Annotated in this window: 16 protein-coding genes; 5 read left to right on the top strand and 11 right to left on the bottom strand. The window is 66.3% G+C overall.

The genetic code is table 11. The features are described 5' to 3' along the window. Positions 1-148 precede the first annotated feature (148 nt). Together APZ15_RS06945 and APZ15_RS06940 are read left to right on the top strand one after the other, a co-directional pair. The gene (locus APZ15_RS06945) at positions 149-1060 is read left to right on the top strand and encodes a class II glutamine amidotransferase (protein ID WP_027788370.1); all 912 of its coding nucleotides are present in this window, start codon (positions 149-151) and stop codon (positions 1058-1060) included. A 581-nt stretch (positions 1061-1641) separates the two neighbouring features. Beyond that, a complete protein-coding gene (locus APZ15_RS06940; protein ID WP_027788371.1) occupies positions 1642-6915 on the top strand; it encodes an autotransporter outer membrane beta-barrel domain-containing protein in 5274 nt (1757 codons plus the stop codon). A gap of 91 nt (positions 6916-7006) precedes the next feature. On the opposite strand, the gene APZ15_RS06935 is transcribed toward APZ15_RS06940, so the two are convergent. The 6 genes from APZ15_RS06935 to APZ15_RS06910 form a co-directional block, all read right to left on the bottom strand. Next, positions 7007-7732 (bottom strand): amino acid ABC transporter ATP-binding protein, encoded by a 726-nt coding sequence (locus APZ15_RS06935; RefSeq protein ID WP_027788372.1) that lies wholly within the window; start codon positions 7730-7732, stop codon positions 7007-7009. Then, positions 7729-8406 (bottom strand): glutamate/aspartate ABC transporter permease GltK, encoded by a 678-nt coding sequence (gene gltK, locus APZ15_RS06930; protein ID WP_027788373.1) that lies wholly within the window; start codon positions 8404-8406, stop codon positions 7729-7731. Before gltK ends, APZ15_RS06935 begins: the two co-directional genes overlap by 4 nt. After that, a complete protein-coding gene (locus APZ15_RS06925; protein WP_027788374.1) occupies positions 8406-9146 on the bottom strand; it encodes an amino acid ABC transporter permease in 741 nt (246 codons plus the stop codon). Before APZ15_RS06925 ends, gltK begins: the two co-directional genes overlap by 1 nt. A gap of 84 nt (positions 9147-9230) precedes the next feature. Further along, positions 9231-10124, bottom strand: a complete 894-nt coding sequence (locus APZ15_RS06920; protein WP_027788375.1) for a glutamate/aspartate ABC transporter substrate-binding protein — start codon at positions 10122-10124, stop codon at positions 9231-9233. A gap of 232 nt (positions 10125-10356) precedes the next feature. After that, positions 10357-11643 (bottom strand): Glu/Leu/Phe/Val family dehydrogenase, encoded by a 1287-nt coding sequence (locus tag APZ15_RS06915; protein ID WP_021163078.1) that lies wholly within the window; start codon positions 11641-11643, stop codon positions 10357-10359. Positions 11644-11921: 278 nt separating this feature from the next. Continuing rightward, positions 11922-12875 (bottom strand): LysR substrate-binding domain-containing protein, encoded by a 954-nt coding sequence (locus APZ15_RS06910; RefSeq protein ID WP_027788376.1) that lies wholly within the window; start codon positions 12873-12875, stop codon positions 11922-11924. Between the two features lie 230 nt (positions 12876-13105). On the opposite strand from APZ15_RS06910, the gene purB reads away from it, so the two are divergent. Beyond that, a complete protein-coding gene (gene purB, locus APZ15_RS06905; RefSeq protein WP_027788377.1) occupies positions 13106-14494 on the top strand; it encodes an adenylosuccinate lyase in 1389 nt (462 codons plus the stop codon). A gap of 76 nt (positions 14495-14570) precedes the next feature. On the opposite strand, the gene APZ15_RS06900 is transcribed toward purB, so the two are convergent. Beyond that, positions 14571-15992 carry an NAD(P)/FAD-dependent oxidoreductase gene (locus APZ15_RS06900; RefSeq protein WP_027788378.1) on the bottom strand — a complete coding sequence of 474 codons (1422 nt, stop codon included), beginning with the start codon at positions 15990-15992 and terminating at the stop codon, positions 14571-14573. A gap of 266 nt (positions 15993-16258) precedes the next feature. Between APZ15_RS06900 and APZ15_RS06895 the strand changes: the two genes are divergently transcribed. Beyond that, positions 16259-16906, top strand: a complete 648-nt coding sequence (locus tag APZ15_RS06895) for a TetR/AcrR family transcriptional regulator (protein ID WP_027788379.1) — start codon at positions 16259-16261, stop codon at positions 16904-16906. A 73-nt stretch (positions 16907-16979) separates the two neighbouring features. On the opposite strand, the gene APZ15_RS06890 is transcribed toward APZ15_RS06895, so the two are convergent. The 4 genes from APZ15_RS06890 to edd all read right to left on the bottom strand — a co-directional run bounded on the left by APZ15_RS06890 (position 16980) and on the right by edd (position 21580). Continuing rightward, a complete protein-coding gene (locus tag APZ15_RS06890) occupies positions 16980-17483 on the bottom strand; it encodes a gluconokinase (protein ID WP_027788380.1) in 504 nt (167 codons plus the stop codon). Between the two features lie 13 nt (positions 17484-17496). Then, the gene (locus APZ15_RS06885) at positions 17497-18858 is read right to left on the bottom strand and encodes a GntP family permease (protein ID WP_027788381.1); all 1362 of its coding nucleotides are present in this window, start codon (positions 18856-18858) and stop codon (positions 17497-17499) included. Positions 18859-19077: 219 nt separating this feature from the next. Continuing rightward, positions 19078-19704: a bifunctional 4-hydroxy-2-oxoglutarate aldolase/2-dehydro-3-deoxy-phosphogluconate aldolase gene (gene eda / locus APZ15_RS06880; protein WP_011350938.1), complete on the bottom strand. Its 627-nt coding sequence runs from the start codon at positions 19702-19704 to the stop codon at positions 19078-19080. A gap of 19 nt (positions 19705-19723) precedes the next feature. Further along, positions 19724-21580, bottom strand: a complete 1857-nt coding sequence (gene edd, locus APZ15_RS06875; RefSeq protein WP_027788382.1) for a phosphogluconate dehydratase — start codon at positions 21578-21580, stop codon at positions 19724-19726. Between the two features lie 294 nt (positions 21581-21874). Between edd and APZ15_RS06870 the strand changes: the two genes are divergently transcribed. Then, a complete protein-coding gene (locus APZ15_RS06870; RefSeq protein WP_021158790.1) occupies positions 21875-22723 on the top strand; it encodes a MurR/RpiR family transcriptional regulator in 849 nt (282 codons plus the stop codon). The last annotated feature ends 31 nt before the right edge of the window (positions 22724-22754 follow it).

Genomic DNA, 22754 nt, shown 5'->3' with positions numbered 1-22754 from the left:
GCCGACTGACGGCAAACCGCAACACGGGGCCTTTGGCCAGCGGAATCCGCTTTTTACCGCTCAGGGCTCGGTGATATGCTAGAAGCCGCATTGTACCGGGGTTCGCCCGGTTCGTTACCCCCCGCCTGAGCCTGCTGCCCCAAGTAAAATGTGCCAACTCTTAGGAATGAACTGCGCCGCGCCGACGGACGTCACATTCTCCTTCACAGGTTTCGCGGCCCGGGGCGGGCTCACCGATCACCATGCCGACGGCTGGGGCATCGCGTTCTTCGAGGACAAGGCCTGCCGCCTGTTCATCGATCACCAGGCATCGGCCACGTCGCCGATCGCCGAAATGGTGAAGCGCTACCCGATCAAGTCCAAGAACACCATCGCGCACATCCGCAAGGCGACGCAAGGCCACATCCTGCTCGAGAACAGCCATCCGTTCATGCGCGAGCTGTGGGGCCGGCACTGGATCTTCGCGCATAACGGCGACCTCCAGGACTACGCACCGGACATGGACGGCAGCGTCTATCATCCGGTCGGCACGACCGACAGCGAACAGGCGTTCTGCGTGCTGATGCAGGGGCTGCGCGAAGCGTTTCCCGGCGCGCAGCCGCCGTTGCCCGAACTGTTCGAGCGCGTCGGCGAGCTGACACGCGGCATCACCGATCACGGCGTGTTCAATTTCCTGATGTCGAATGGCCAGGCGCTGTTCGCGCACTGCTCGACGCGGCTGCACTACCTCGTGCGGCGCTGGCCGTTCTCGACCGCGCATCTCGTCGACGAAGACCTGTCGATCGACTTCGCGAAGTACACGACGCCCGAGGATCGCGTCGCGGTGATCGCGACGCAACCGCTCACCGACAACGAAGTCTGGACCGCGTTCGAGCCGGGCGAACTGATCATGTTCCAGTGCGGCGACGTCGCCGCGCGGATGCGGATCCCGGTGCCCGAACGCGTGCTCGAGAAGCTGCGCAATCCGGCGCTCGACGCATCGGCATCGGCGCCGCGTGACACACGCGAGGCGCTCGCCACCGCCACCGACGTCGATTCCGACGACGCGATCGACTTCTGAGCCCCGCGCGCCAGCGCCCTTCCCCTGTCAGCCACTGTCCGGCAAGTCGACGGCTCGCCGCCGGGTCATATCGCTCGCCGGGTGCCGATTCCGGTTCATCCGGGCCAGATTCCCGTATATCGAAGCGAAGCAGCACAACATTCGCCCGATTCGATTCGTTTCAATATAAAACGATCCAGGCGAGAAAATAATAAATCACTCAATCGGAATGCAGATAATCCGGAAACCGCATTTTAACGTATCGACCTGACGCAAACCGTGCGCCACCCCACTGATCCCGCGATCACGAACCCGCACGCAAATAATCGGGCGAATCCTTACCCCACAAGGCTTTCAGTTCGATTCATCACACAATCAAAAAATACCGAACGAAAGCGGCACTATTGCCGCATTTGTTAGCTTCCCGACAATTCACCTCCTTCCCGATCAGTAGAGTCCGCTCATCCTCGGTGTAACGAATCGCGAATGACGGAGATACGGCCACGGACGCCACACATCCATTCACGCCATTCCCCACCGCGGATTGCGATTTCACCGCACCGCGGTGAAAACCACATCAAAACAAGAGAGAGGGGCTTGTCGTGAATCACTCATTTCGATCGATATGGAGCGAGACCACCGGCTGCTGGGTCGCGGTTGCGGAAACGGCGCGGGCGCGCGGCAAGCGGTCGGGCAGCCCATCCGGTGCAGGCCTTCGCGCCGCCCACGCGGCAGCGCGCCGGACGCCGCTTCGCGCCGCGGCACTCGGTGCCGTGCTGGCCATGCTGTCGGCAAGCTCCGCGTACGCATCGACGTGCGGTAGCGGCGCGGCCGTCGCGAGCGGCGGTACCTGCGCGCTCGGCAGCTTCAGCCCGACCGTCAATGACAACCTCGCCGGCGCCACGACCGTGTCGGGCGGCGACCGCGTCGGCCTGACAGGCGCATGGACCGGCGCAACCGGCGACATGGGCTACACGCCGATGCCGTTCGCCAACACGCCCATCATTTCAGGCAATCCGGATCAGCCGCTGGTGTCGCTCGGCGGCAAGACGCAGAGCGTCGGCACCCCCGACTCGATCACGGGCGGCCATACGTCCGTCGCCACTTACGACTCGACCGCGTTCGTCGCGTCGAACGCGGGCTCGACCGTCGTGCAGGTCTATCACGACGTGAACGGCGACCAGTACGTGAACACGCGCATCGGCACGGTCGCGAATTCGGGCGGCACGCTCGACGTATCGATCGGCAATCCCGCGAACGCGCCCGCGGCGACCGGCAACGCGATCACGATCGCGGCCAAGCAGACCGACCTGACCTACGCGGACGGCACCGGCTCGACACCGAGCGTCATCAACTGGAATTCGCGGAACCAGGTCTGGTTCATCACCGGCGACTATCTGGCAAGCGGCGGCCCCGTCGGCCGCATCGAGCTCGACGTGCCGACCTACGCGGGCACCTTCACCGCGTTCGACGGCAGCAAGTGGACCGTCACCGACGCTGCGTCGCTCGCCGCGTACAACAACTTTCTCGTGCGTTCGGTCCAGAACGGCGCACTCGGCTCGCAGGCAGCCTACGACAATGCGTTCGGCCAGGCCGTGACGTTCGCCACGCAAACCTTCGAGTATGCGAACAACGTGTCGCCCGACGACAAGAACGCGCTCCCCAGAAACTATCCGTCGGCGATGCACGGCACGGGCGCGAACGCGACGCTGCACATCGGCAAGGACGGCCAGATCGACTTCCGCGGCGCCAATACGATCGACGCGAGCGCGGCCGTCGTCGCGGAAAACGGCGCGCACTTCGTCAACGACGGGCGCCTGTCGGGCGACTTCACCCTGGTGCGCCTGTTGAGCGGCGCGAGCGGCGTCAACAACGGCGTGATTTCGTCCGGTTACACGTCGGGCGACAATGTCGGCACGGGCGGCACCGCACCGCCCGACAATTTCGGCCTCGATACGTACGTCGAAGGCAGCGGCGTGTATGCCAACGGTACGGGCACCACGTTCGTCAACAACGGCGTGATGAACGTCGGTGCGTGGAATCTCGACCACAACCGGCTCGACCTGCAGAACTACGCGATCGCCGCGACCGACGGCGCGAACGCATCGAACGCCGGCACGATCAACGTCGGCGTCAACGCGACGACGCTCGACAGCCAGGTGATCGGCGGCCTCGTCGCCGGCGGCAGCTTCACGAACGAAGCCGGCGGCACGATCTATCTCGGCCGCGCGGCCCAGTACGATGCCGGCACGCCGGAGGCCGCGAACGACGTCGCGCTGTCCACGCACGCATACGGCATCCTGCTCGGCCCGTCGGGCACCGCGAACAACCTCGGCACGATCGTGATCGGTTCGCAGACGCAGAACGGCGCCGCCATGGCGAGCATCAACTCGTCGTCCGGCACGCTGACCAACGCGGGCTCGATCGTCGTCAACGGTGCCGCGCCCGGCACGCCGCTCGCCAACGTCGGCATGCTCGCGGCCAACACGGCGGCGACCGTGACCAACACCGGCACCATCACGCTGAATGGCGTAAACGGCATCGGCATCATGGTCGTCGGAACCGGCACGAACGCGACGGCCGCGACCTCGACCGGCACGATCAACGTGGCCGGCGGCCTCGATCCCGCATCGGGCACACGAAACTACGGCGTGTGGGCCGAGGGGCCGCACGCGAAAGCCACGCTCGACGGCGCACTCAACCTGACGGGCACCGGCGCGATCGGCGTGCACGCGCGCTCGGGCGCGACGATCGACGTCGGCGCCAACGCGGTGCCGGCGTTCATGTCGGGCACCAGCCAGATCGGCTTCTATGCCTATGGCGCCGGCTCGAAGATCAACGTCGCCGCGCAGCACCTGAGCGTCGACACCGACGATTCGACGCTGTTCCGAGTCGCGGGCGGCGCTGCCTACACGGGCGCGTCGGCAGCCGGAACGCTGACGACCGACGTCAACGGCCGGCGCGCGCACGGCGTGCTCGCGACCGACGCCGGCACCGTGCTGTCGACCGGTAACGCGATCTACAACGTCAACGGCGCGAGCGGGATCGCGATCGGCGTCGAGGGCGGCGCGCAAGGCACGATCGACGCGGGCGCGACGATCAACCTGAATGCCGCAGGCGCGATCGCGGGCGTCGTCGACGGCCAGGCGCACGACCTCGCCGGCGCCAATGCCGGCGCGCCGGTCGCGACGACGCTGACCAACGACGCGGCCGTTACGTCGTCGACCGCGGGCGTGACGGGCTTCGTCGCGCAGAACCTCGGCACGCTCGAGAACCGCGACTCGGTGCTGCTGACGGGCGCCGGCTCGACGGGCGTCGTGGTCGGCACGCTCGGCACGGTGAACAACGCGTCGACGATCCGCGTATCGAACGGCACCGGTGCGCTCGTGCAGGGCGCGTCGGCCACGCTGGCCAACGCGGGTTCGATCGAAGCCGATGACGGCGTCGCGGGCGTGCGTCTGACGGGTGCCGGCGCATCGGTCGCGCTGTCGGGCACCGGCACCGTGATCGCGAACGGCAGCGCCGACGGCGTGCTGATCGACTCGACCGTATCGGGCGGCGGGATCGCGGCCGGTGCGACGTCGATCGCGGCCGGCGGCTCGGGCAGCGGGATTCACAACCTCGGCACGAATACGACGATCGCGCTGTCCGGCACACAGGTCACGACGACCGGCGGCGGCGCGAACGGCATCGTGTCGACGGGCGGTGGCGCGCGCATCGCGGCCGATGCGGCGACGGTCGTGCGCACCGCCGGCAGCAACGCGCTCGGCGTCCACGTGACGGGCGCGGATTCGACGCTCGCGGCGACCGGCACGACCGTCGCGACGACGGGTGCCGGCGCACACGCGATCGTCATGGATGGCGGTGCGACGGCCCTGCTGTCGGCCGCGAAGATCGCCGCATCGGGCAGCCTGGCCGACGGCATCGTCGCACGCAACGGTGGCCGCATCGGCGATACGGGCTCGACGATCGCCAGTGCCGCCGGCAACGGTGCAACCGCCGACAGCGGCGGCGTGCTCGCACTGACCGGCACGACGCTCAAGGGCGCGGCGGCCGGCGTGCTGACGTCCGATACGCTCGCAAACGGCGCGACGAGTTCGGTGCTCGTCGACGGCGGCAGCGTGACGTCCGCGACCGGCCCGGCCTTCGCCGCCCGCGGCGGCACGGCCGACATCGCGGTGCGCAACGGTACGGTCGTGACGGCCGGCAACGGTACGCTGCTCGACCTGTCGAACGGCACCAACGCCACCTTCACCGCCTCGGCCGTGAACCTGGCCGGCGACATCGTCTCGGACGCCTCGAGCACCGGCAACGTGCTCCTCGCGAACGGCACGACACTGACCGGCAAGATCGACCCGGTCGCACTGACCGTCGACCCCACCAGCACGTGGCGCATGACGGGCAGCTCCGTGCTGAGCAGCCTGAACAACGCGGGCCTGGTCGGATTCGCCGCGCCGACCGGTTCGCCGACGCTCGCGGGCAGCTACAAGACGCTGACGACCGGCAGCTACGTCGGCAACGGCGGCACGATCGCGCTCAACACGTTCCTCGGCGCCGACGCATCGCCGACCGACCGGGTGATCGTGAACGGCGGCACGGCAAGCGGCACGACGGGCCTGAAGATCGCCAACACGGCCGGCACCGGCGCGCAGACGAAGGGCGACGGGATTCCGGTGGTCGTCACGACCAACGGCGGCACGACCACTGCATCGGCATTCCAGCTCGCCGGGCCCGTGCAGGCGGGCGCGTACGAATACCGGCTCTATCGCGGCGGGCAAGGCGACGCGAACGGCTGGTACCTGCGCTCGCAACTCGATCCGTCGGACCCGGGCGACCCGATCCACCCGTCCGGTGGCGGCGACGGCGGCGGGAACGGGAACGGCAACGGCAGCGGCGGCACGCTCGCGTATCGCCCCGGGGTCGCCGGCTACGCGCTCACGCCGCTGCTGAACGCCGACTACGGCTTCTCGACGCTCGGCAAGCTGCACGAGCGCGTCGGCGACATCGCCAACCTCGACAAGCAGCAGCCCGGCAATCGCGACGGCGTGTGGGGGCGCATAGGCGGCCAGAGCCTCGACGCGAACGCGGGCCGCTTCGCGGCCGACGAGCGCACCTTCTTCGCGCAGTTCGGCAAGGACTGGACGCTCGACCAGGCGCCGAACGGCGCCGGCAGCACGCATGCGGGCGTGACGGCCAGCATCGGCGTGTCGAACGCGAGCTTCAGCGACATGGCGCGCGCCGATACGGCCAACCTGTCGACGTCGACGGGCTCGGTCGAGATGCACGCGCAGAGCGTCGGCGGCTACTGGACGAAGTACCTGTCCGACGGCACGTACTTCGACAGCGTCGGGCAGGTCACGCACTACGGCAACCGCTATCGCGACAGCTACGGCAACGAGGCGTCGCAAAACGGCTTCGGCGTCGCGCTGTCGCAGGAAGTCGGCAAACCCTTCGCGATCGGCGGCCTGCCGGTCGCGGTCGAGCCGCAGGCGCAGCTGATGTACCAGTACCTGAAGCTGAACGGGTTCAACGACAACGTATCGGCGGTATCGGGTACGACGACGAACGCGCTGCGCGGCCGCGTCGGGGTGCGCATCTTCCGGCCGAACCTGCAGTCCGGTTCGGGCGGCAGCGCTGCCACGCCGTACTTCACGGCCGACGTGCTGCACGACTTCCTGTCGCCGGGCCAGACCGTCGTCGGCGGCACGCCGTTCGCGACGCATCTCGGCCGCACGTGGTACGAACTCGGCGTCGGCGTGACCGCGAGCTTCGGCAAGTCTGGCGAGCTGTACGCGAACGCGAAGATCGCGCGCAACATCGGCGGCGACTATCGGCGCGGCATCGTCGGGCAGGTCGGCTACCGCTACAGCTGGTAACGCCAGCGAACGGCGGACAGCGGACGAAAAAAAACCGCCCGGCGCTCGGCCGGGCGGTGTTCGCATCGACGCGCGTGACCCGCGCGAACGCTCAGTGCAGGATCTTCGCGAGGAAGTCCTTCGCGCGTTCCGATTTCGGATTCGAGAAGAAATCGTCCTTGCGGTCGTCCTCGACGATCGCGCCCTTGTCCATGAAGATCACGCGATGCGCGACCTTCTTCGCGAAGCCCATCTCGTGCGTGACGACCATCATCGTCATCCCTTCCTGCGCGAGTTCGACCATCACGTCGAGCACTTCGTTGATCATCTCGGGGTCGAGCGCGGACGTCGGTTCGTCGAACAGCATCGCGATCGGATCCATCGACAGCGCGCGCGCGATCGCGACACGCTGCTGCTGGCCGCCCGACAACTGGCCCGGGAACTTGTGCGCGTGCGCCTTCAGGCCGACGCGGTCGAGCAGCTTCAGGCCCTTCTCGTTCGCCTCGTCCTTGCCGCGGCCGAGCACCTTGATCTGCGCGAGCGTCAGGTTCTCGGTGATCGACAGGTGCGGGAACAGCTCGAAATGCTGGAACACCATCCCGACCTTCGAGCGCAGCTTCGACAGGTTCGTCTTCTTGTCGCCGACCGACTGGCCGTTCACGAGGATCTCGCCCTGCTGGAACGGCTCGAGACCGTTCACGGTCTTGATCAGCGTCGACTTGCCCGAGCCCGACGGGCCGCACACGACGACCACTTCGCCTTTCTTGACCTCGGTCGTGCAGTCGGTGAGGACCTGAAACTGGCCGTACCACTTCGAAACGTTCTTGATGGAAATCATCTTGTGACCTTTTTCTGGAGACCCTTGACGAGAGCAGACGCCAACGAGCAAATCACGAAATAGCATGCGCCGGCGAACAGGACCATCTCGACGGTCGTGCCGTCGCGATCGCCGATGTTGGCGGCCGTGCGGAAGAAGTCCGCGAGGCTGATCACGTACACGAGCGACGTATCCTGGAACAGGACGATCGCCTGCGTGAGCAGCAGCGGCACCATCGCGCGGAACGCCTGCGGCAGGATCACGAGGCGCATCGCCTGCGCGTAGTTCATGCCGAGCGCGAACGCGGCGTTCACCTGCCCGCGCGGCACCGCCTGGATACCGGCGCGGATGATCTCGGAATAATACGCGGCTTCGAACAGCGAGAACGCGACCATCGCCGATGCAAGCCGGATGTCGATCGTCGGCGACAGCCCGAGCACGCCCTGCAGCACCTGCGGCACGATCAGGAAGAACCACAGCAGCACCATCACGAGCGGGATCGAGCGGAACACCGTCACGTACGCCTTCGCGAACCACGCGAGCGGCTTCACGCCGGACAGCCGCAGCAGCGCCAGCAGCGTGCCCCAGACGATGCCGACGACGATCGCGATCAGCGTGATCTTGAACGTGACGATCGCGCCCGTCCACAGCGTCGGTATCGCGCCGGGAATACTACTCCAGTCGAACTGATGCATCACTTGCCTCCGATATAGCCGGGCAGCCGCGTGCGGCCTTCGATCCAGCGCATGAACGCCATCACGACGAGGTTGATGATCACGTAGGCGAGCGTCACCGCGATGAAGGATTCATACGTCTGCGCGGTGTAGTCGACGAGCTGGCGCGCTTGCGCGGACAGGTCGAGCAGGCCGATCGTCGACGCGACCGCGGAGTTCTTGAAGATGTTCAGGAATTCCGACGTGAGCGGCGGCACGATGATCCGGTACGCGACGGGCAGCAGCACATAGCGGTACGTCTGCCATTGCGTGAAGCCCATCGCGAGGCCGGCGGCGCGCTGGCCCTTCGGCAGCGCGTTGATCCCCGAGCGCACCTGTTCGCACACGCGCGCGCCCGTGAACAGGCCGAGACAGATGATCGAAGCGGTGAAGAACTGCGTGGTGGGCGGCAACTGCTTGATCCAGGTACCGATCGACGCGGGCAGCAGCTCGGGTATCACGAGATACCAGACGAAGAACTGCACGATCAGCGGAATGTTCCGGAAGATCGACACGTACACGGTGCCGATCGCGGACAGCCATTTGTTCGGCACGGTGCGCAGTACGCCGAACAGCGACCCGACGATCAGCGCGATGACCCAGGCGACGAGCGACACTTCGATCGTCACCCAGAAACCGGACATCAGCCATCCGAAATAAGTCGTCGGCTCGCCGGTCGACACGGGGCTCAGGAAGATGCCCCAGTTCCAGTGGTAAGACATGGGCAAGACTCCAGCAAAAAGAGACGGAAGAAGCGTGGCCTCTTCCGTCTCATTAGCGTCATTTCTGCATCAACGGCCGTGCGGTCAGTCGAGCGCCTTGTCGTTCGGGTTCGCGTACAGCTTCTTCATCGAATCGGACAGCGGGAAGTTCAGGTTCAGCCCCTTCGGCGGGATCGGGTTCTCGAACCACTTCGCGTAGATCTTCGCGGCTTCGCCCGACTTCTCGACTTGCGAGATCGCGTCGTCGACGACCTTCTTGAAGTCCGCATCGCCCTTGCGCATCATGCAGCCGTACGCTTCTTCCGATTGCGGCGTGCCGACGATCACCCACTCGCCCGGCTGCTTCGCCTTCGCGCGCTCGCCTGCGAGCAGCGCGTCATCCATCATGAACGCGACCGCGCGGCCCGATTCCAGCGTGTTGAAGGAATCGCCGTGATCCTTCGCGCTGATGATGTTCATGCCGAGTTGCTTGTCGTTGTTCATCTTGCGCAGCAGGCGCTCCGACGTCGTGCCGGCAGTCGTCACGACCGTCTTGCCCTTCAGGTCGGCGAAATCCTTGACGCCCGAATCCTTCTTCGTCATCAGGCGCGTGCCGATCACGAAGATCGTGTCGGAGAACGCGGCCTGCTGCTGACGCTCGGTGTTGTTGGTCGTCGAGCCGCACTCGATGTCCACCGTGCCGTTCTGCACGAGCGGGATGCGGTTCTGCGACGTGACCGGGATGTTCTTGACCTGCAGGTTCGGCAGGTTCAGCTTCTTCTTCACCGCGTCGACCACCTTCAGCTGGAATTCGCGCGAATAGCCGACAACCTGCTGGTTCTGGTCGTAGTAGGAGAACGGAATCGACGATTCGCGGTGGCCCAGCGAGATCACGCCCGTGTCCTTGATCTTCTTCAGCGTGCCCGTCTCCTGAGCATGCGCGCCGCTTGCGAACGCGCAAAGCGCCGCGACCATCAGGACTGCCTTTTGGTATTTCATTTTGGTCATCTCCTTGGCTAAAACCCGCGCCAGTGTATCAAAGTAATATTTTTGAAAGTACTGTTGTTTACCGCACGTCGCAGCGCCCCTGACAAAGCCTTCCTCCCGGCTCCAGGCGCCCCGAATGCGCGCGCGGGCGATGCCGGATTCGGCACCGCCCGCGAGGGTTCATATCCGCAACCGGGTGGATTGCGTCATGAATGGATCATAGTCAATGATCAGGGACGCCCGGTCAGGGGTAGAGGCCACGCATTTCGCGCGCCATCAGGATGCGCTTGCACGCCACGATGAACGCCGCCGTACGCACCGACACCTTGTGCTCTTCCGCGACCGCCCACACGCCGGAGAACGCTTCGCGCATCACGCGCTCGAGACGGTGGTTGATCTCGTCTTCCGTCCAGAAGAAGCTCGAGAAATCCTGCACCCACTCGAAGTACGACACGGTCACGCCGCCCGCATTCGCGATCACGTCGGGGATCACGAGCACGCCGTTCGCGGTCAGGATGTCGTCCGCCGCCGTCGTCGTCGGGCCGTTCGCGCCTTCGACGATGATCTTCGTGCGGATCTTCGCTGCGTTCTTCTCGGTGATCTGGTTTTCCAGTGCCGCCGGGATCAGGATGTCGGTTTCGACCGTCCAGAACTCGTCGTTCGGCATCGGCTCCGCGCCTTCGAAGCCCGCGACGCCGCCCGTGCGGGCAACGTGGTCGAGCAGCTTGTTCGAATCGAGGCCGGCCGGCTGGTAGATCGTGCCCGTGTGATCCTGCACCGCGATCACCTTCGAACCCGCTTCCTGGAACAGCTTCGCCGCGATGCCGCCGACGTTGCCGAAGCCCTGCACCGCGATGCGTGCGCCTTCGATTTCCAGGCCTTTCTTCTTCGCCGCTTCGGAGCCGACGACGAACACGCCGCGGCCCGTTGCTTCCTTGCGGCCGAGCGAACCGCCGAGCGCGATCGGCTTGCCGGTCACGACGCCGGTCGACGTCTGGCCCTGGTTCATCGAGTACGTGTCCATCATCCACGCCATCACCTGTTCGTTGGTGTTGACGTCCGGTGCCGGAATGTCGGTGTTCGGGCCGATGATGATGCCGATTTCGCTGGTGTAGCGGCGCGTGACGCGCTCGAGCTCACCACGCGACAGCTTGCGCGGGTCGACGCGGATGCCGCCCTTCGCGCCGCCGTACGGCACGTTCACTGCTGCGTTCTTCACGGACATCCATGCCGACAGCGCCATCACTTCCGACAGCGTCACGTCCTGGTGGTAGCGCACGCCGCCCTTGCCCGGGCCGCGCGACACGTTGTGCTGCACGCGATAGCCTTCGAAGTGCGCGACGGTACCGTTGTCGAGCTCGATGGGGCAGTCGACGATCAGGATACGCTTCGGACGCTTCAGCGTTTCGAGCCAGCGCGACAGCGAGCCGAGGTACGGTGCGACGCGATCGACCTGCTGAAGGTAGTTGCCCCACGGGCCGAGATCGTCGGCGTGCAGGTAGGACGGGATGGACTGCTGTTGCGAAGACATGGATGCTCCAACGTTCAACGAAGTGCGCACATTGTCGAAAAACCCGTTTTTTTTATCCAATGCCGTTTGCTTATTCGATTATGCGTTTCTTGCATGATCGCGATTTTTCGCAAATCTGCGGTCGATTTGCGCAAGAACGCCCGCGATCGGCCGTGCATCGCGTGCTCGAGAAATCGTGTTGCGCGGGCGCGGGCCGGCCGCCGGGAAGGTGCCCGACAGGCGCCGCAAGCCCGACGACAGCCGGCCGGGCCGGACGATCGACGGTTAACCGCCCACGGTTAACCGGCGGATTCGCGCAGTTCGTCGCGCACGACGTCCCACAGCGCACGCACGAGCTTCTGTCGTGGATCGTCGCCCTGCAGCGCGAGCTTGTCGCAGTACAGCCGGATCTCCATCGTCAGCGTGAACGGATGTGCGCCGCCGCGCACCGACCGGTCGAGCCGGATCAGGCGGCCGCCCGCCACCGCATCCTCGACCGCGCTGTGCGGCAAGAACGCGACGCCGTGGCCCGCGAGCGCCATCGCCTTCAGCCCTTCGGCCATGTCGGTTTCATAGACGCGATCGAGGAACAGCGGCGTCGACGCATTCGCGACGATGACCTCCGTCATCCGGCCGAGATACGCGTTCGGCGTATATGACAGGTACGGCACGCGCGCGTCGGCCGTGCCGGGCAGCGTATAGCGCGGCCGCCCCGCGCGGCCCGGCGCCGAGAACGGGCTGATCGGCTCGCTGCCGAGGATCAGCATGTCGTAGCGCGCCGGGTCGAGCGCGACGGGGTGGCTCGGGTGGTGGTAGCCCATCACGAGATCGCAGCCGCCCTCGACGAGCGACAGCACCGCATCGTGCACGTTCAGCGCGCGCAGCCGCGTGTGAACCTGGCCCATCTTCGCCTCGATCCGCTGCAGCCAGCGCGGGAAATACGTGAGCGACAGCGTGTGCGGCACCGCGAACTCGATCGTCGGCACCGGCGCGCCGACGTGGCCGCGCAGCAGCGTGCGCGCCTCGTGCGCCTGCGACAGCATCGTCAGCGCCTGCTCGTAGAAGATCTGCCCGGCCTGCGTCAGCCGCGTCGGATAGACCGAACGATCGATCAATTCGGTCGCGAGCCATGCCTCGAGCGCCTGGATGCGCCGCGAAAACGCCGGCTGCGACACGTGCCGCAGCTCGGCGGATCGGCTAAAGCTGCGCGTTTCCGCGAGCGAAACGAAGTCTTCGAGCCATTTCAGTTCCATGTAGGCGGGCGCGGCGGGCGGCGGTCGGGAAGAAGCCTGCATTCTACCGGCGGGCGGGCCCGGCCGGCGGCCGCGCAAGCGGCCCGGCGCGCTGCCGGATGCGGGCGCCGGCATGGCGTCGGCACGCGGCGGCGGCGGCTCGCCGGGCGCGGCCGGAATCGTCCCGCGCCGATGGTAAAATGCCGGATTCTCCCTCCTCGCTCGACCCGGCCCTCAAAGCCCGCCCGATCATGTCCGACACTCGTCCCGATACGCTTTTCGCCCTCACCGCGCTCTCGCCCATCGACGGCCGCTACGCCAGCAAGACCGAAGCGCTGCGCGACTGGCTCTCCGAAGCCGCCTTCATGCGCCACCGCGTCACCGTCGAGGTGCACTGGCTGATCGCGCTGTCGCGCGCCGGCTTCGCGGAAGTCCCGCGCTTCTCGGAAGCCTCCGAGCAGTTCCTGCTGCAGCTCGCCGAGCGCTTCACCGCCCACGACGCCGCGCGCATCAAGGAAATCGAGCGCGTGACGAACCACGACGTGAAGGCCGTCGAATACTGGCTGAAGGAATCGGTGAAGGGCCAGGAAGAACTCGAAAAGGCCAGCGAATTCATCCACTTCGCGTGCACGTCCGAGGACATCAACAACACGTCGCACGGGATGATGCTCGCCGGTGCGCGCACGCACGTGATCGTGCCGGCGCTGCGCACGGTCCACCAGCGCCTCGTCGCGCTCGCGCACGCGCTGGCCGACCAGCCGATGCTGTCGCGCACGCACGGCCAGCCGGCCAGCCCGACGACGCTCGGCAAGGAGCTCGCGAACGTCGCGGCCCGTCTCGACCGCGCGATCGCGCGCATCGAGAAGGTCGAGATCCTCGGCAAGATGAACGGCGCGGTCGGCAACTTCAACGCGCACCTGTCCGCGTATCCGGAATTCGACTGGGAAGCGTTCTCGCGCGACGTGATCGAAAACCGCCTGAAGCTCACGTTCAACCCGTACACGATCCAGATCGAGCCGCACGACTACATGGCCGAGCTGTTCGACGCCGTGGCACGGGCGAACACGATCCTGCTCGACCTCGACCGCGACGTGTGGGGCTACATCTCGGTCGGCTACTTCAAGCAGAAGACGAAGGCCGGCGAGATCGGCTCGTCGACGATGCCGCACAAGGTCAACCCGATCGATTTCGAGAACTCGGAAGGCAACCTCGGCCTCGCGAACGCGACACTGCGCCACCTCGCCGACAAGCTGCCGGTGTCGCGCTGGCAGCGCGACCTGACCGACTCGACGGTACTGCGCAACATGGGCGTCGCGCTCGGCTACTCGCTGCTCGCATACGACTCGCTGATCCGCGGCCTCGACAAGCTCGAAGTGAATCCGCAGCGCCTGAACGAAGATCTCGACAACTGCTGGGAAGTGCTCGCCGAGCCGGTGCAGACGGTGATGCGCCGCTACGGCATCGAGAACCCGTACGAGCAGCTGAAGGAACTGACGCGCGGCAAGGGCATCACGCGCGAAGCGCTGCAGGAATTCGTCGGCACGCTCGCAATCCCGCAGGACGCGAAGGATCGCCTGCTCGCGATGACGCCTGCGTCGTACATCGGCAAGGCCGTCGAACTCGCGAAGCGGATCGCGTAAGCGCCCGTCTCCGTACGTAAAAAAAAGCCCGATGCGAGCAATCGCATCGGGCTTTTTCATTGCGTGCCGCGTCCGCTCAGAACGAAATCATCCGCCCCGGATTGAGCGCGCTCATCACGCTCATCGCAGCCTTCGCCGCCGGGATCGCGATCGGCGACAACTGGCGGCCAAGCGGAATCGCGCGATGGTCGATGCCGGTCAGCATCGAGAAATCGTCGTTGCGTCCGACGAAATCGTCGCAGATCGCCTTGCCGATCCGCACCGTCTGCGCGACGCCGTGGCCGCTCCAGCCCTGCACCATGTACATCGGCACGCGGCCGTCGGTCTTGCGGCTGTCGGTCGCGCCGTTCAGCGTGAAGTCGCTGACGCCGCTCCAGCAATAATCGAGCGCGAACTGGCCGTCGACCTGCGGGAACACCGTGTTCAGCCGCGTCAGCAGATACGCGTTGACGTCGGGCTGCGCCCAGCACGTGCCGGTGCCCTGCCCGCCGAACAGCAGGCGGTTGCCGCGTACCGGCCGGTAGTAGTCGATCTGGAACTGCGTGTCGTACACGGGCATGCCGGCCGGCATCAGCGTCGCGACGTCGACGTCGAGCGGCGCCGTCACGCTCACATAGGTAAAGAACGGCACGGTCGTCGCGGCGCCGTCGTCGAGCAGCCGGAACGTCGTGTTGTGCAGCGCGAGCACGACGCCCTTGCGTGCGGTGATCGTGCCGCCCGGCGTCGTCGCGACGACGCCCGCGGGCGTCTCGTCGAGCTCGAGTACCTCGGTGCCTTCGTACAGCGTGCCGCCGTTAAGGCGGAAACCGTGGACGAGCCCGCGCACCAGTGCGAGCGGATGGATCTGCCCGCCGATCGCATCGATCGCCGCGCCGTGGTACAGCCCCGAACGCACGTATTCGTCGTGCAGCTGATGGCGGCCGACGAGCGTCACGCCCGCGTCGCCGAGATGACGGCGCGCATCCGCGCCGTCCAGCAGCGCACTCATGTGGCCGGGGTGGACGGCCGCCGTGATGTGCCCGCGTTTGCGGTCGAGTTCGAGCGCGTAACGCGCACCGATCGTATCGATCAGGTCCATCGATTCGGTCGACGCGAAGCGCCACAGCCGCTTCGCGTCGTCGTGCGACAGGTGGTCGATCATGTCGGCCGCTTCCCAGCGCGCGAGGCCGGGCGTCAGTTGCCCACCGTTGCGCCCCGATGCGGCCGAGCCGACGTGGTGCTTGTCGACGAGGATCGTGTCGACGCCCGCTTCGGCGAGATGCAGTGCGGCCGATGCGCCGAGCAGACCCGCGCCGATCACGAGCACGTCGCATACCGCGTCGTGCGCGAGCGGCGCGGTGTTTTCATGACGCGACAGCGACGCCTCGTACCAGTTCGCCGGGCGCTCGCCGTCGTGGCGGGCCGGATCGCACCAGTTCCAGTTGTCTTTTTCGATGTTCAGTTGCGTTTGCTCGAAACGCGATTCGCCCTGGATCAGGGGTTGATTGTTGAAAGTCATGATTGCACTTGCATGGTCTTGGGCCGCCTGTCGAAGAGCCTTCTGGCTTTGCGTGTGGGGCAGCCGGTTCCACATGGGTGTCAACGAGAAAAGGGGCGCGATGGCCCGTGTTGACGGCGGGCACGCTCGTGCCGCCTGGATCCCGGACTGTGCGAAAGCACGTATTGAAAGGTGCCGGGACACCCAATTTCTACATCGCAGAAATAATTCTACAGTGTAGAATCAGCTTTCGTCAAGTTTACAGCCGGGCACACCGGCCCGTATCGATGAAAGACAAACCCGCCCAGGGCCCGCGCGGCCTCGACAAGGATGCGATCGTCGCGGCAGCGCTCGCGCTGCTCGAAGACGTCGGCGAAGCCGCGTTCAGCGTGCGCAAGCTCGCGCAGTCGGTCGGCTGCGACCCGATGAGCGTGCTGTACCACTTCAAGTCGAAGGAAGGCCTGAGCCGCGCGATCGCGAACGCGCTGTCGCGCTCGCTCGTGCCGGTCGACGCCACACTGCCGTGGCGCGAACGGCTGCGAGACCTCGCGCGCCAGTACCGCGCGCTCGCGCTGCGCTACCCGGCCGCGTTCGCACTGCTGCAGCGGCACATGAGTACCGGGCCGGCCGATCTCGCGCACATCGAGGCCGTGCATCGCGCGCTGGCCGACGCCGGCATCCCGCGCGCGGCGCTGCCATCGGTTTGCGTCGGCTGGTATGCGAGCGTGATCGGGCTTGCCGCGGCCGAAGCCGGCGGCCTCACGCGCGCCGCGAACGACGTCGAGCTCGCGGAAATGGAGGCGCTGTCGGACGCCGCGCATCCGCTCGTCAAGGCGGCCGCCCCGCTCTACGCGCAGCTCGATCCGGCAGCCGTGCACGACACGATGCTCGACGTACTGCTCGACGGCATCGCGAAGCAGGCGCCCACGGCCTGACCGGCCCGCCGGCCACCAACGCAAAAGGCGCCCCTCGGGGCGCCTTTTGCGTGATGAATGCCGCGAACCGCGCTCAGTGCTGCTGCGCGATGCCGATCTTCAGCATGACCTGATCGACGATCTGTTCGGGCGTCAGCTCGATGCTGACCTCGATCGCTTCGTCCGGGCCCGGTTCCTCGAGCGTGTCGAGCTGGCTCTTCAGCAGCGACGGATCGAAGAAATGGCCGGTGCGGCTCTTCAGGCGCTCGTGCAACACCTCGAACGAACCCTTCAGATACACGAACCGCACGTCGGTGTCGGTGCCGCGCAGCACGTCGCGGTACGACCGCTTCAGCGACGAGCACGTGAACACGGCCGTCTCGCCCGCGCGCTGCTTTTCCTCGATGGCCGCGCGGATCGTGCGCAGCCACGGCCAGCGGTCGTCGTCGGTCAGCGGAATGCCGTGGTGCATCTTTTCCTTGTTCGCCGCGCTGTGAAACGCGTCGCCGTCGGTATAGCTGCACGACAGGCGTTCCGCCAGCATTTCGCCGATTCGCGATTTGCCCGCGCCCGACACGCCCATTGCGATCAGAATCATTGACTACCCCTTGTTACAAAACCATGCTCAGCAGCAGCGTGAAGCTCAGGCCGAGAATCGAGATGATCGTTTCGAGCAGCGTCCAGGTCTTGAACGTCTGGCCGACCGTCATCCCGAAATATTCCTTGATCAGCCAGAAGCCGCCGTCGTTCACGTGCGAGAAGATCAGCGAGCCCGAGCCCGTTGCGAGCACCAGCAGTTCCGGACGGACCGCCGCCCCCGATGCCGCCGCGATCGGCGCGACGATGCCGCAGGCCGTCGTCATCGCGACCGTTGCCGAGCCCGTGGCCAGACGAATCAGCGCGGCGACGAACCAGCCGAGCAGCAGCGGCGACAGGTGCGCCTGCGTGGCCGTTGCGACGATCTGCTGCGAGATCCCGCTATCACGCAGGATACCGCCAAAGCCGCCGCCCGCGCCGACGATCAGCGTGATCCCGGCGATCGGCGCCAGGCACTCGCCGCAGAACTTCTGGATCTGGTCGCGGTTGAAGCCCTGCAGCTTGCCGAACGTGAAGAAGCTCACGAGCACGGCGATCAGCAGCGCGACGTCCGAGTTGCCGGCAAAGCGCAGCAGGTTGTTCGGCAGCGTCTTCGGCGCGAACAGCAGGTCGGCCCAGCTGCCGACCAGCATCAGGATCACTGGCAGCAGGATCGTGAACAGCGTGATGCCGAAGCCCGGCAGTTCGCGCTTCTTGCCTTCGGTGTGCGTGTCGACGAATTGCGCGGCGAGCGGGTTGTTCTCCGGCAGCTTCACGAACTTCGAGATCGTCAGCGCGAACAGCGGGCCCGCGACGATCGCGGTCGGCACGCCGACGATCAGGCCGAATGCGATCGTCTTGCCGATATCGGCGCCGTACTGCTGGACCGCGAGCAGCGCGGCCGGGTGCGGCGGGATCAGCCCGTGCACGACCGACAGGCCGGCCACCATCGGCAGGCCGACGACGAGCAGCGACTTGCCGGTGCGCTTCGCGACGTTGAACGCGATCGGGATCAGCAGCACGAAGCCGACTTCGAAGAACACCGGCAGGCCGACGATGATCGCGACGAACATCATCGCCCAGTGGATGTTCTTTTCACCGAACCAGTCGATCAGCGTGGTCGCGATCCGTTCGGCGCCGCCCGATTCGGCCATCATCTTGCCGAGCATCGTGCCGAGGCCGACGACGATCGCGATGTGGCCGAGCGTATTGCCGTTGCCCGTCTCGAACGACTTGACGATCTTGTCCATCGGCATCCCGACCACCAGGCCGAGGCCGAGCGACACGATGATGAGCACCAGGAACGGATAGATCTTGAACCGCGCGATCATCACGATCAACGCCACGATCGCGATCACGGTATAGATGAGCAGCATGCTGCCTTGGACAGCCCCCATGTGGACTCCTCCTTGGGATTATTCGAACCGGGCGATCGTTGCGAGTATGCCCGGCTATGCAGGTCTCCGAAACAGCGGGGAGACCCCCACCGTCAGGACGCTGAATTTTACTTATCTTTACGGTTCGCGGATAGAACCGGTTCCATCAGCAAAAACCCTCGGTAAAACAAGCACTAAGCGCTTGTCTTCCGAGGGTCAAACCATCATTCCGTACAAGTCTTAACGGGGAAGCTGGCTCGCGGCTTGCGCGAGACGCGTGACTTCGGCCCAGTCCTGCGCGGCGAGCGCGGCCTTCGGCGTGAGCCACGAGCCGCCGACGCACACCACGTTCGGCAGCTTCAGGAAATTCGGGGCGGTTTCGACCGTGATGCCGCCGGTCGGGCAGAACTTCAGCGCCGGGAACGGGCCGTGGAACGCCTGCAGCATCGGCACGCCGCCCGCTTGTTGAGCGGGGAAGAACTTCACGATCTCGTAGCCGAATTCGAGTGCCTGGATGATGTCGCTCGGCGTCATCACGCCCGGCAGCAGCGGCAGGCCCGCGTCGAGCGACGCGAGGTGCAGCTCTTTCGTCAGCCCCGGCGACACGCCGAACTTCGCGCCCGCGCGCTTCGCCTGCTCGCAATGCTCGGGCTTCGTGATCGTGCCGACGCCGACGACGATGTCGTCCGCGAGCTGGCTCGCGCGCTGGATCGCTTCCAGGCCGGCCGGCGTGCGCAGCGTGATCTCGAGTACCTTCACGCCGCCCGCGTGCAACGCGCGCGACACGTGTTCACCCTGCTCGACCGAGTCGAATGCGAGCACCGGGATGACCGGGCCCAGCTTCACGATTTCAGCAATCGTCTTCATTGAATTGGCTCCTTGAAATTCATGCGGCGACGTGGGCGGCCGATTCGCCGACCAGCGCGCCGAATACCGATGCGCCCTGCTCGGCCGGCGCCGCGGCCGCGCGGAACACGCCGAACAGTTCACGCCCGAAACCGACCTCGTTCTCGGCCTGGTGCAGCGGCTGCGCGACCGGGCGCGCCTGCCACTCGGCGGCGTCGACCTCGATGTCGAGCACGCCGGCTTCGGCGTCGATCACGAGCGTATCGCCCGTCTTCACCTTGCCGAGCGGGCCGGCCAGCAGCGCTTCCGGCGACACGTGGATCACGGCCGGCACCTTGCCCGACGCACCCGACATGCGGCCGTCGGTGACGAGCGCGACGTGGAAGCCCTGATCCTGCAGCACGCCGAGCAGCGGCGTCAAACGGTGCAGCTCGGGCATCCCGTTCGCGCGCGCGCCCTGGAAGCGCACGACCGCGACGAAATCGCGCTTCAGCTCGCCGCGATCGAAGGCTTCCTGCACGGCTTCCTGCGAATCGAACACGATCGCGGGCGCCGTCACCTTGCGGTGCTCGGGCGCGACCGCCGAAATCTTGATGACGCCGCGGCCGAGCCGGCCCTGCATCAGGCGCAGGCCGCCGTCCGGCTGGAACGGGTCGCGGATGCCGCGCAGCACCTTCGTGTCGTGGCTCTCGGCCGCGCCGTCGACCCACGTCAGCTTGCCGTCGATCAGCTTCGGCTCCTTCGTGTAGTGCGACAGGCCCTTGCCCGCGACGGTCGTCACGTCTTCATGCAGCAACCCGCCTTCGAGCAGGTTGCGCACCAGGAAGGCCACGCCGCCCGCCGCGTGGAAGTGGTTCACGTCGGCCTTGCCGTTCGGGTAGATCTTCGCGAGCAGCGGCACGACGGCCGACAGTTCGTCGAAGTCGTTCCAGTCGATCAGGATGCCGGCCGCGCGTGCGATCGCGACGAGGTGCAGCGTGTGGTTGGTCGAGCCGCCCGTCGCGAGCAGCGCGACGATCCCGTTGACGATCGCCTTCTCGTCGATCACATGGCCGATCGGCGTGTAGTGGCCGCGTTCGACGGTCAGGTCGAGCACGCGGCGCGCGGCCTCGGCCGTCAGCGCGGTGCGCAGCGGCGTGTGCGGATGAACGAATGCCGAGCCCGGCAGGTGGAGCCCCATCAGCTCCATCAGCATCTGGTTGCTGTTCGCGGTGCCGTAGAACGTGCAGGTGCCGTGGCCGTGATACGCGGCCGATTCGGCTTCGAGCAGCGCGTCGCGGCCGACCTGGCCGGTCGCGAACTGCTGGCGGATCTTCGCCTTGTCGTCGTTCGACAGGCCGCTCGTCATCGGGCCGGCCGGCACGAAGATCGTCGGCAGGTGGCCGAACTGCAGCGCGCCGATCAGCAGGCCCGGCACGATCTTGTCGCAGATGCCGAGGCAGAGCGCCGCGTCGAACATGTTGTGCGTGAGCGCGATCGCCGTGCCCATCGCGATTGCCTCGCGCGAGAACAGCGACAGCTCCATCCCCGGGTTGCCCTGCGTGACGCCGTCGCACATCGCCGGCACGCCGCCCGCGAACTGCGCGACGCCGCCGTTCTCGCGCGCGGCCGCCTTGATGATGTCGGGGAAATCCTTGTACGGCGCGTGCGCGGACAGCATCTCGTTGTACGAGGACACGATGCCGATGTTCGGCTCGCGGATCGCCTTGATCGAGAACTTGTCGTTGCCCTCGAGGCCCGCGAAACCGTGCGCGAGGTTCGCGCACGACAGTGCGCCGCGTGCCGGGAACTTGCCCTGCGCGCCGTCGATGCGCTGCAGATAGGCGGAACGGGTCGATTGGCTGCGGGCGATCACGCGTTCGGTGACCTTCGCCAGAGTGGGGTGCAGCGATGTCATGCTGGGCGCTCCTGTATGCCGGCCGACACCGGCGGTTGGAATCGTGGGAACGATCGAGTGCGTCGAACGAACGAAGCCAGTCTAGTAGAAAAACTACAAGCGCGCAATGTCGATCCGCATGCGCGCAACCCTTATTCCCGCCACCAGCAAGGCTTTACCTAGTGAAAACCCTAATCATCGGTATCCCACGCGCCATGAAATGCCGACAAATCAGCTAGTAATTTGATGTAGATTTTCTACAATTCGATTGCGATACACTCGCTCATCCGAACCCGATTTCTGCCTGCCCGTCCCATGCTGCCCCGCATTGAAGCGATCCGCGCCGAGTTGCGCCCGTCCGAGCGCAAGCTCGCCGACTACATCCTCGCCGCGCCGCGCGAGGTGCTCGACCTCGCGATGACCGAGCTGTCGACGCGCGCGGGCGTCAGCCAGCCGACGATCGCGCGGTTCTGCCAGGCGCTCGGCTGCAGCGGTTTCCGCGAATTCAAGATCCGGCTCGCGCAGAGCGTCGCGCCGGGCGTGTCGTCGGTCTATCGCGACGTCGAGCCCGACGAACCGGCGCCCGGCATCATCGGCAAGGTGTTCGACCGTACGATCGGCGCGCTGATCGAGGTGCGCAACAGCCTGTCGGCCGGCAGCGTCGCCGAAGCGATCGCGCTGCTGTCGAACGCATCGCGGATCGAGTTCTACGGCGCCGGCGGCTCCGGCATCGCCGCGCAGGACATCCAGCACAAGTTCTTCCGGCTCGGCGTGCCGAGCGTCGCGTATTCGGACCCGCACACGTTCTCGATGTCGTCGGCGCTGCTCGGGCCGCACGACGTCGTCGTCGCGATCTCGAACACCGGCCGCACGCGCGACATCGTCGACGCCGCGCGCTCCGCGCTCGCGTGCGGCGCGAAAGTCGTCGCGATCACGCAGAGCCATTCGCCGCTCGCGAAGCTCGCGACGGTGAGCCTCGCGTCGAACGTCGCGGAGGAAACCGACGTGTTCTCGCCGATGACGTCGCGGATGTCGCATCTCGCGATCGGCGACATCCTCGCGGTCGGCGTCGCGCTGTCGCGCGGCCCCGCGCTCATGGAACGGGTCGGCCGCGCGAAGGAGGCGATCACGCGCCGCCGGATCGACGACGGCACGAAGGATTGAGCAGGCGGCAGGCAGCGCGCGCGTAAACGAC

Origin of the sequence: Burkholderia cepacia ATCC 25416 (genome assembly GCF_001411495.1) — a bacterium.
Lineage (GTDB): Bacteria > Pseudomonadota > Gammaproteobacteria > Burkholderiales > Burkholderiaceae > Burkholderia > Burkholderia cepacia.
Note: the sequence above shows the minus strand (reverse complement) of the source record. Positions and strands in the feature narration are given on the sequence as shown.

Bases quoted from the DNA above. Each gene is read 5' to 3' on its own strand.
- APZ15_RS06890 (WP_027788380.1), bottom strand. From the start codon at position 17,483: ATGATTCTGATCGCAATGGGCGTGTCGGGCGCGGGCAAATCGCGAATC.
- APZ15_RS06915 (WP_021163078.1), bottom strand. From the start codon at position 11,643: ATGTCTTCGCAACAGCAGTCCATCCCGTCCTACCTGCACGCCGACGAT.
- edd (WP_027788382.1), bottom strand. From the start codon at position 21,580: ATGACATCGCTGCACCCCACTCTGGCGAAGGTCACCGAACGCGTGATC.
- APZ15_RS06910 (WP_027788376.1), bottom strand. From the start codon at position 12,875: ATGGAACTGAAATGGCTCGAAGACTTCGTTTCGCTCGCGGAAACGCGC.
- gltK (WP_027788373.1), bottom strand. From the start codon at position 8,406: ATGCATCAGTTCGACTGGAGTAGTATTCCCGGCGCGATACCGACGCTG.
- purB (WP_027788377.1), top strand. From the start codon at position 13,106: ATGTCCGACACTCGTCCCGATACGCTTTTCGCCCTCACCGCGCTCTCG.
- APZ15_RS06900 (WP_027788378.1), bottom strand. From the start codon at position 15,992: ATGACTTTCAACAATCAACCCCTGATCCAGGGCGAATCGCGTTTCGAG.
- APZ15_RS06925 (WP_027788374.1), bottom strand. From the start codon at position 9,146: ATGTCTTACCACTGGAACTGGGGCATCTTCCTGAGCCCCGTGTCGACC.
- APZ15_RS06885 (WP_027788381.1), bottom strand. From the start codon at position 18,858: ATGGGGGCTGTCCAAGGCAGCATGCTGCTCATCTATACCGTGATCGCG.
- APZ15_RS06895 (WP_027788379.1), top strand. From the start codon at position 16,259: ATGAAAGACAAACCCGCCCAGGGCCCGCGCGGCCTCGACAAGGATGCG.
- APZ15_RS06945 (WP_027788370.1), top strand. From the start codon at position 149: ATGTGCCAACTCTTAGGAATGAACTGCGCCGCGCCGACGGACGTCACA.
- APZ15_RS06870 (WP_021158790.1), top strand. From the start codon at position 21,875: ATGCTGCCCCGCATTGAAGCGATCCGCGCCGAGTTGCGCCCGTCCGAG.
- eda (WP_011350938.1), bottom strand. From the start codon at position 19,704: ATGAAGACGATTGCTGAAATCGTGAAGCTGGGCCCGGTCATCCCGGTG.
- APZ15_RS06920 (WP_027788375.1), bottom strand. From the start codon at position 10,124: ATGAAATACCAAAAGGCAGTCCTGATGGTCGCGGCGCTTTGCGCGTTC.
- APZ15_RS06935 (WP_027788372.1), bottom strand. From the start codon at position 7,732: ATGATTTCCATCAAGAACGTTTCGAAGTGGTACGGCCAGTTTCAGGTC.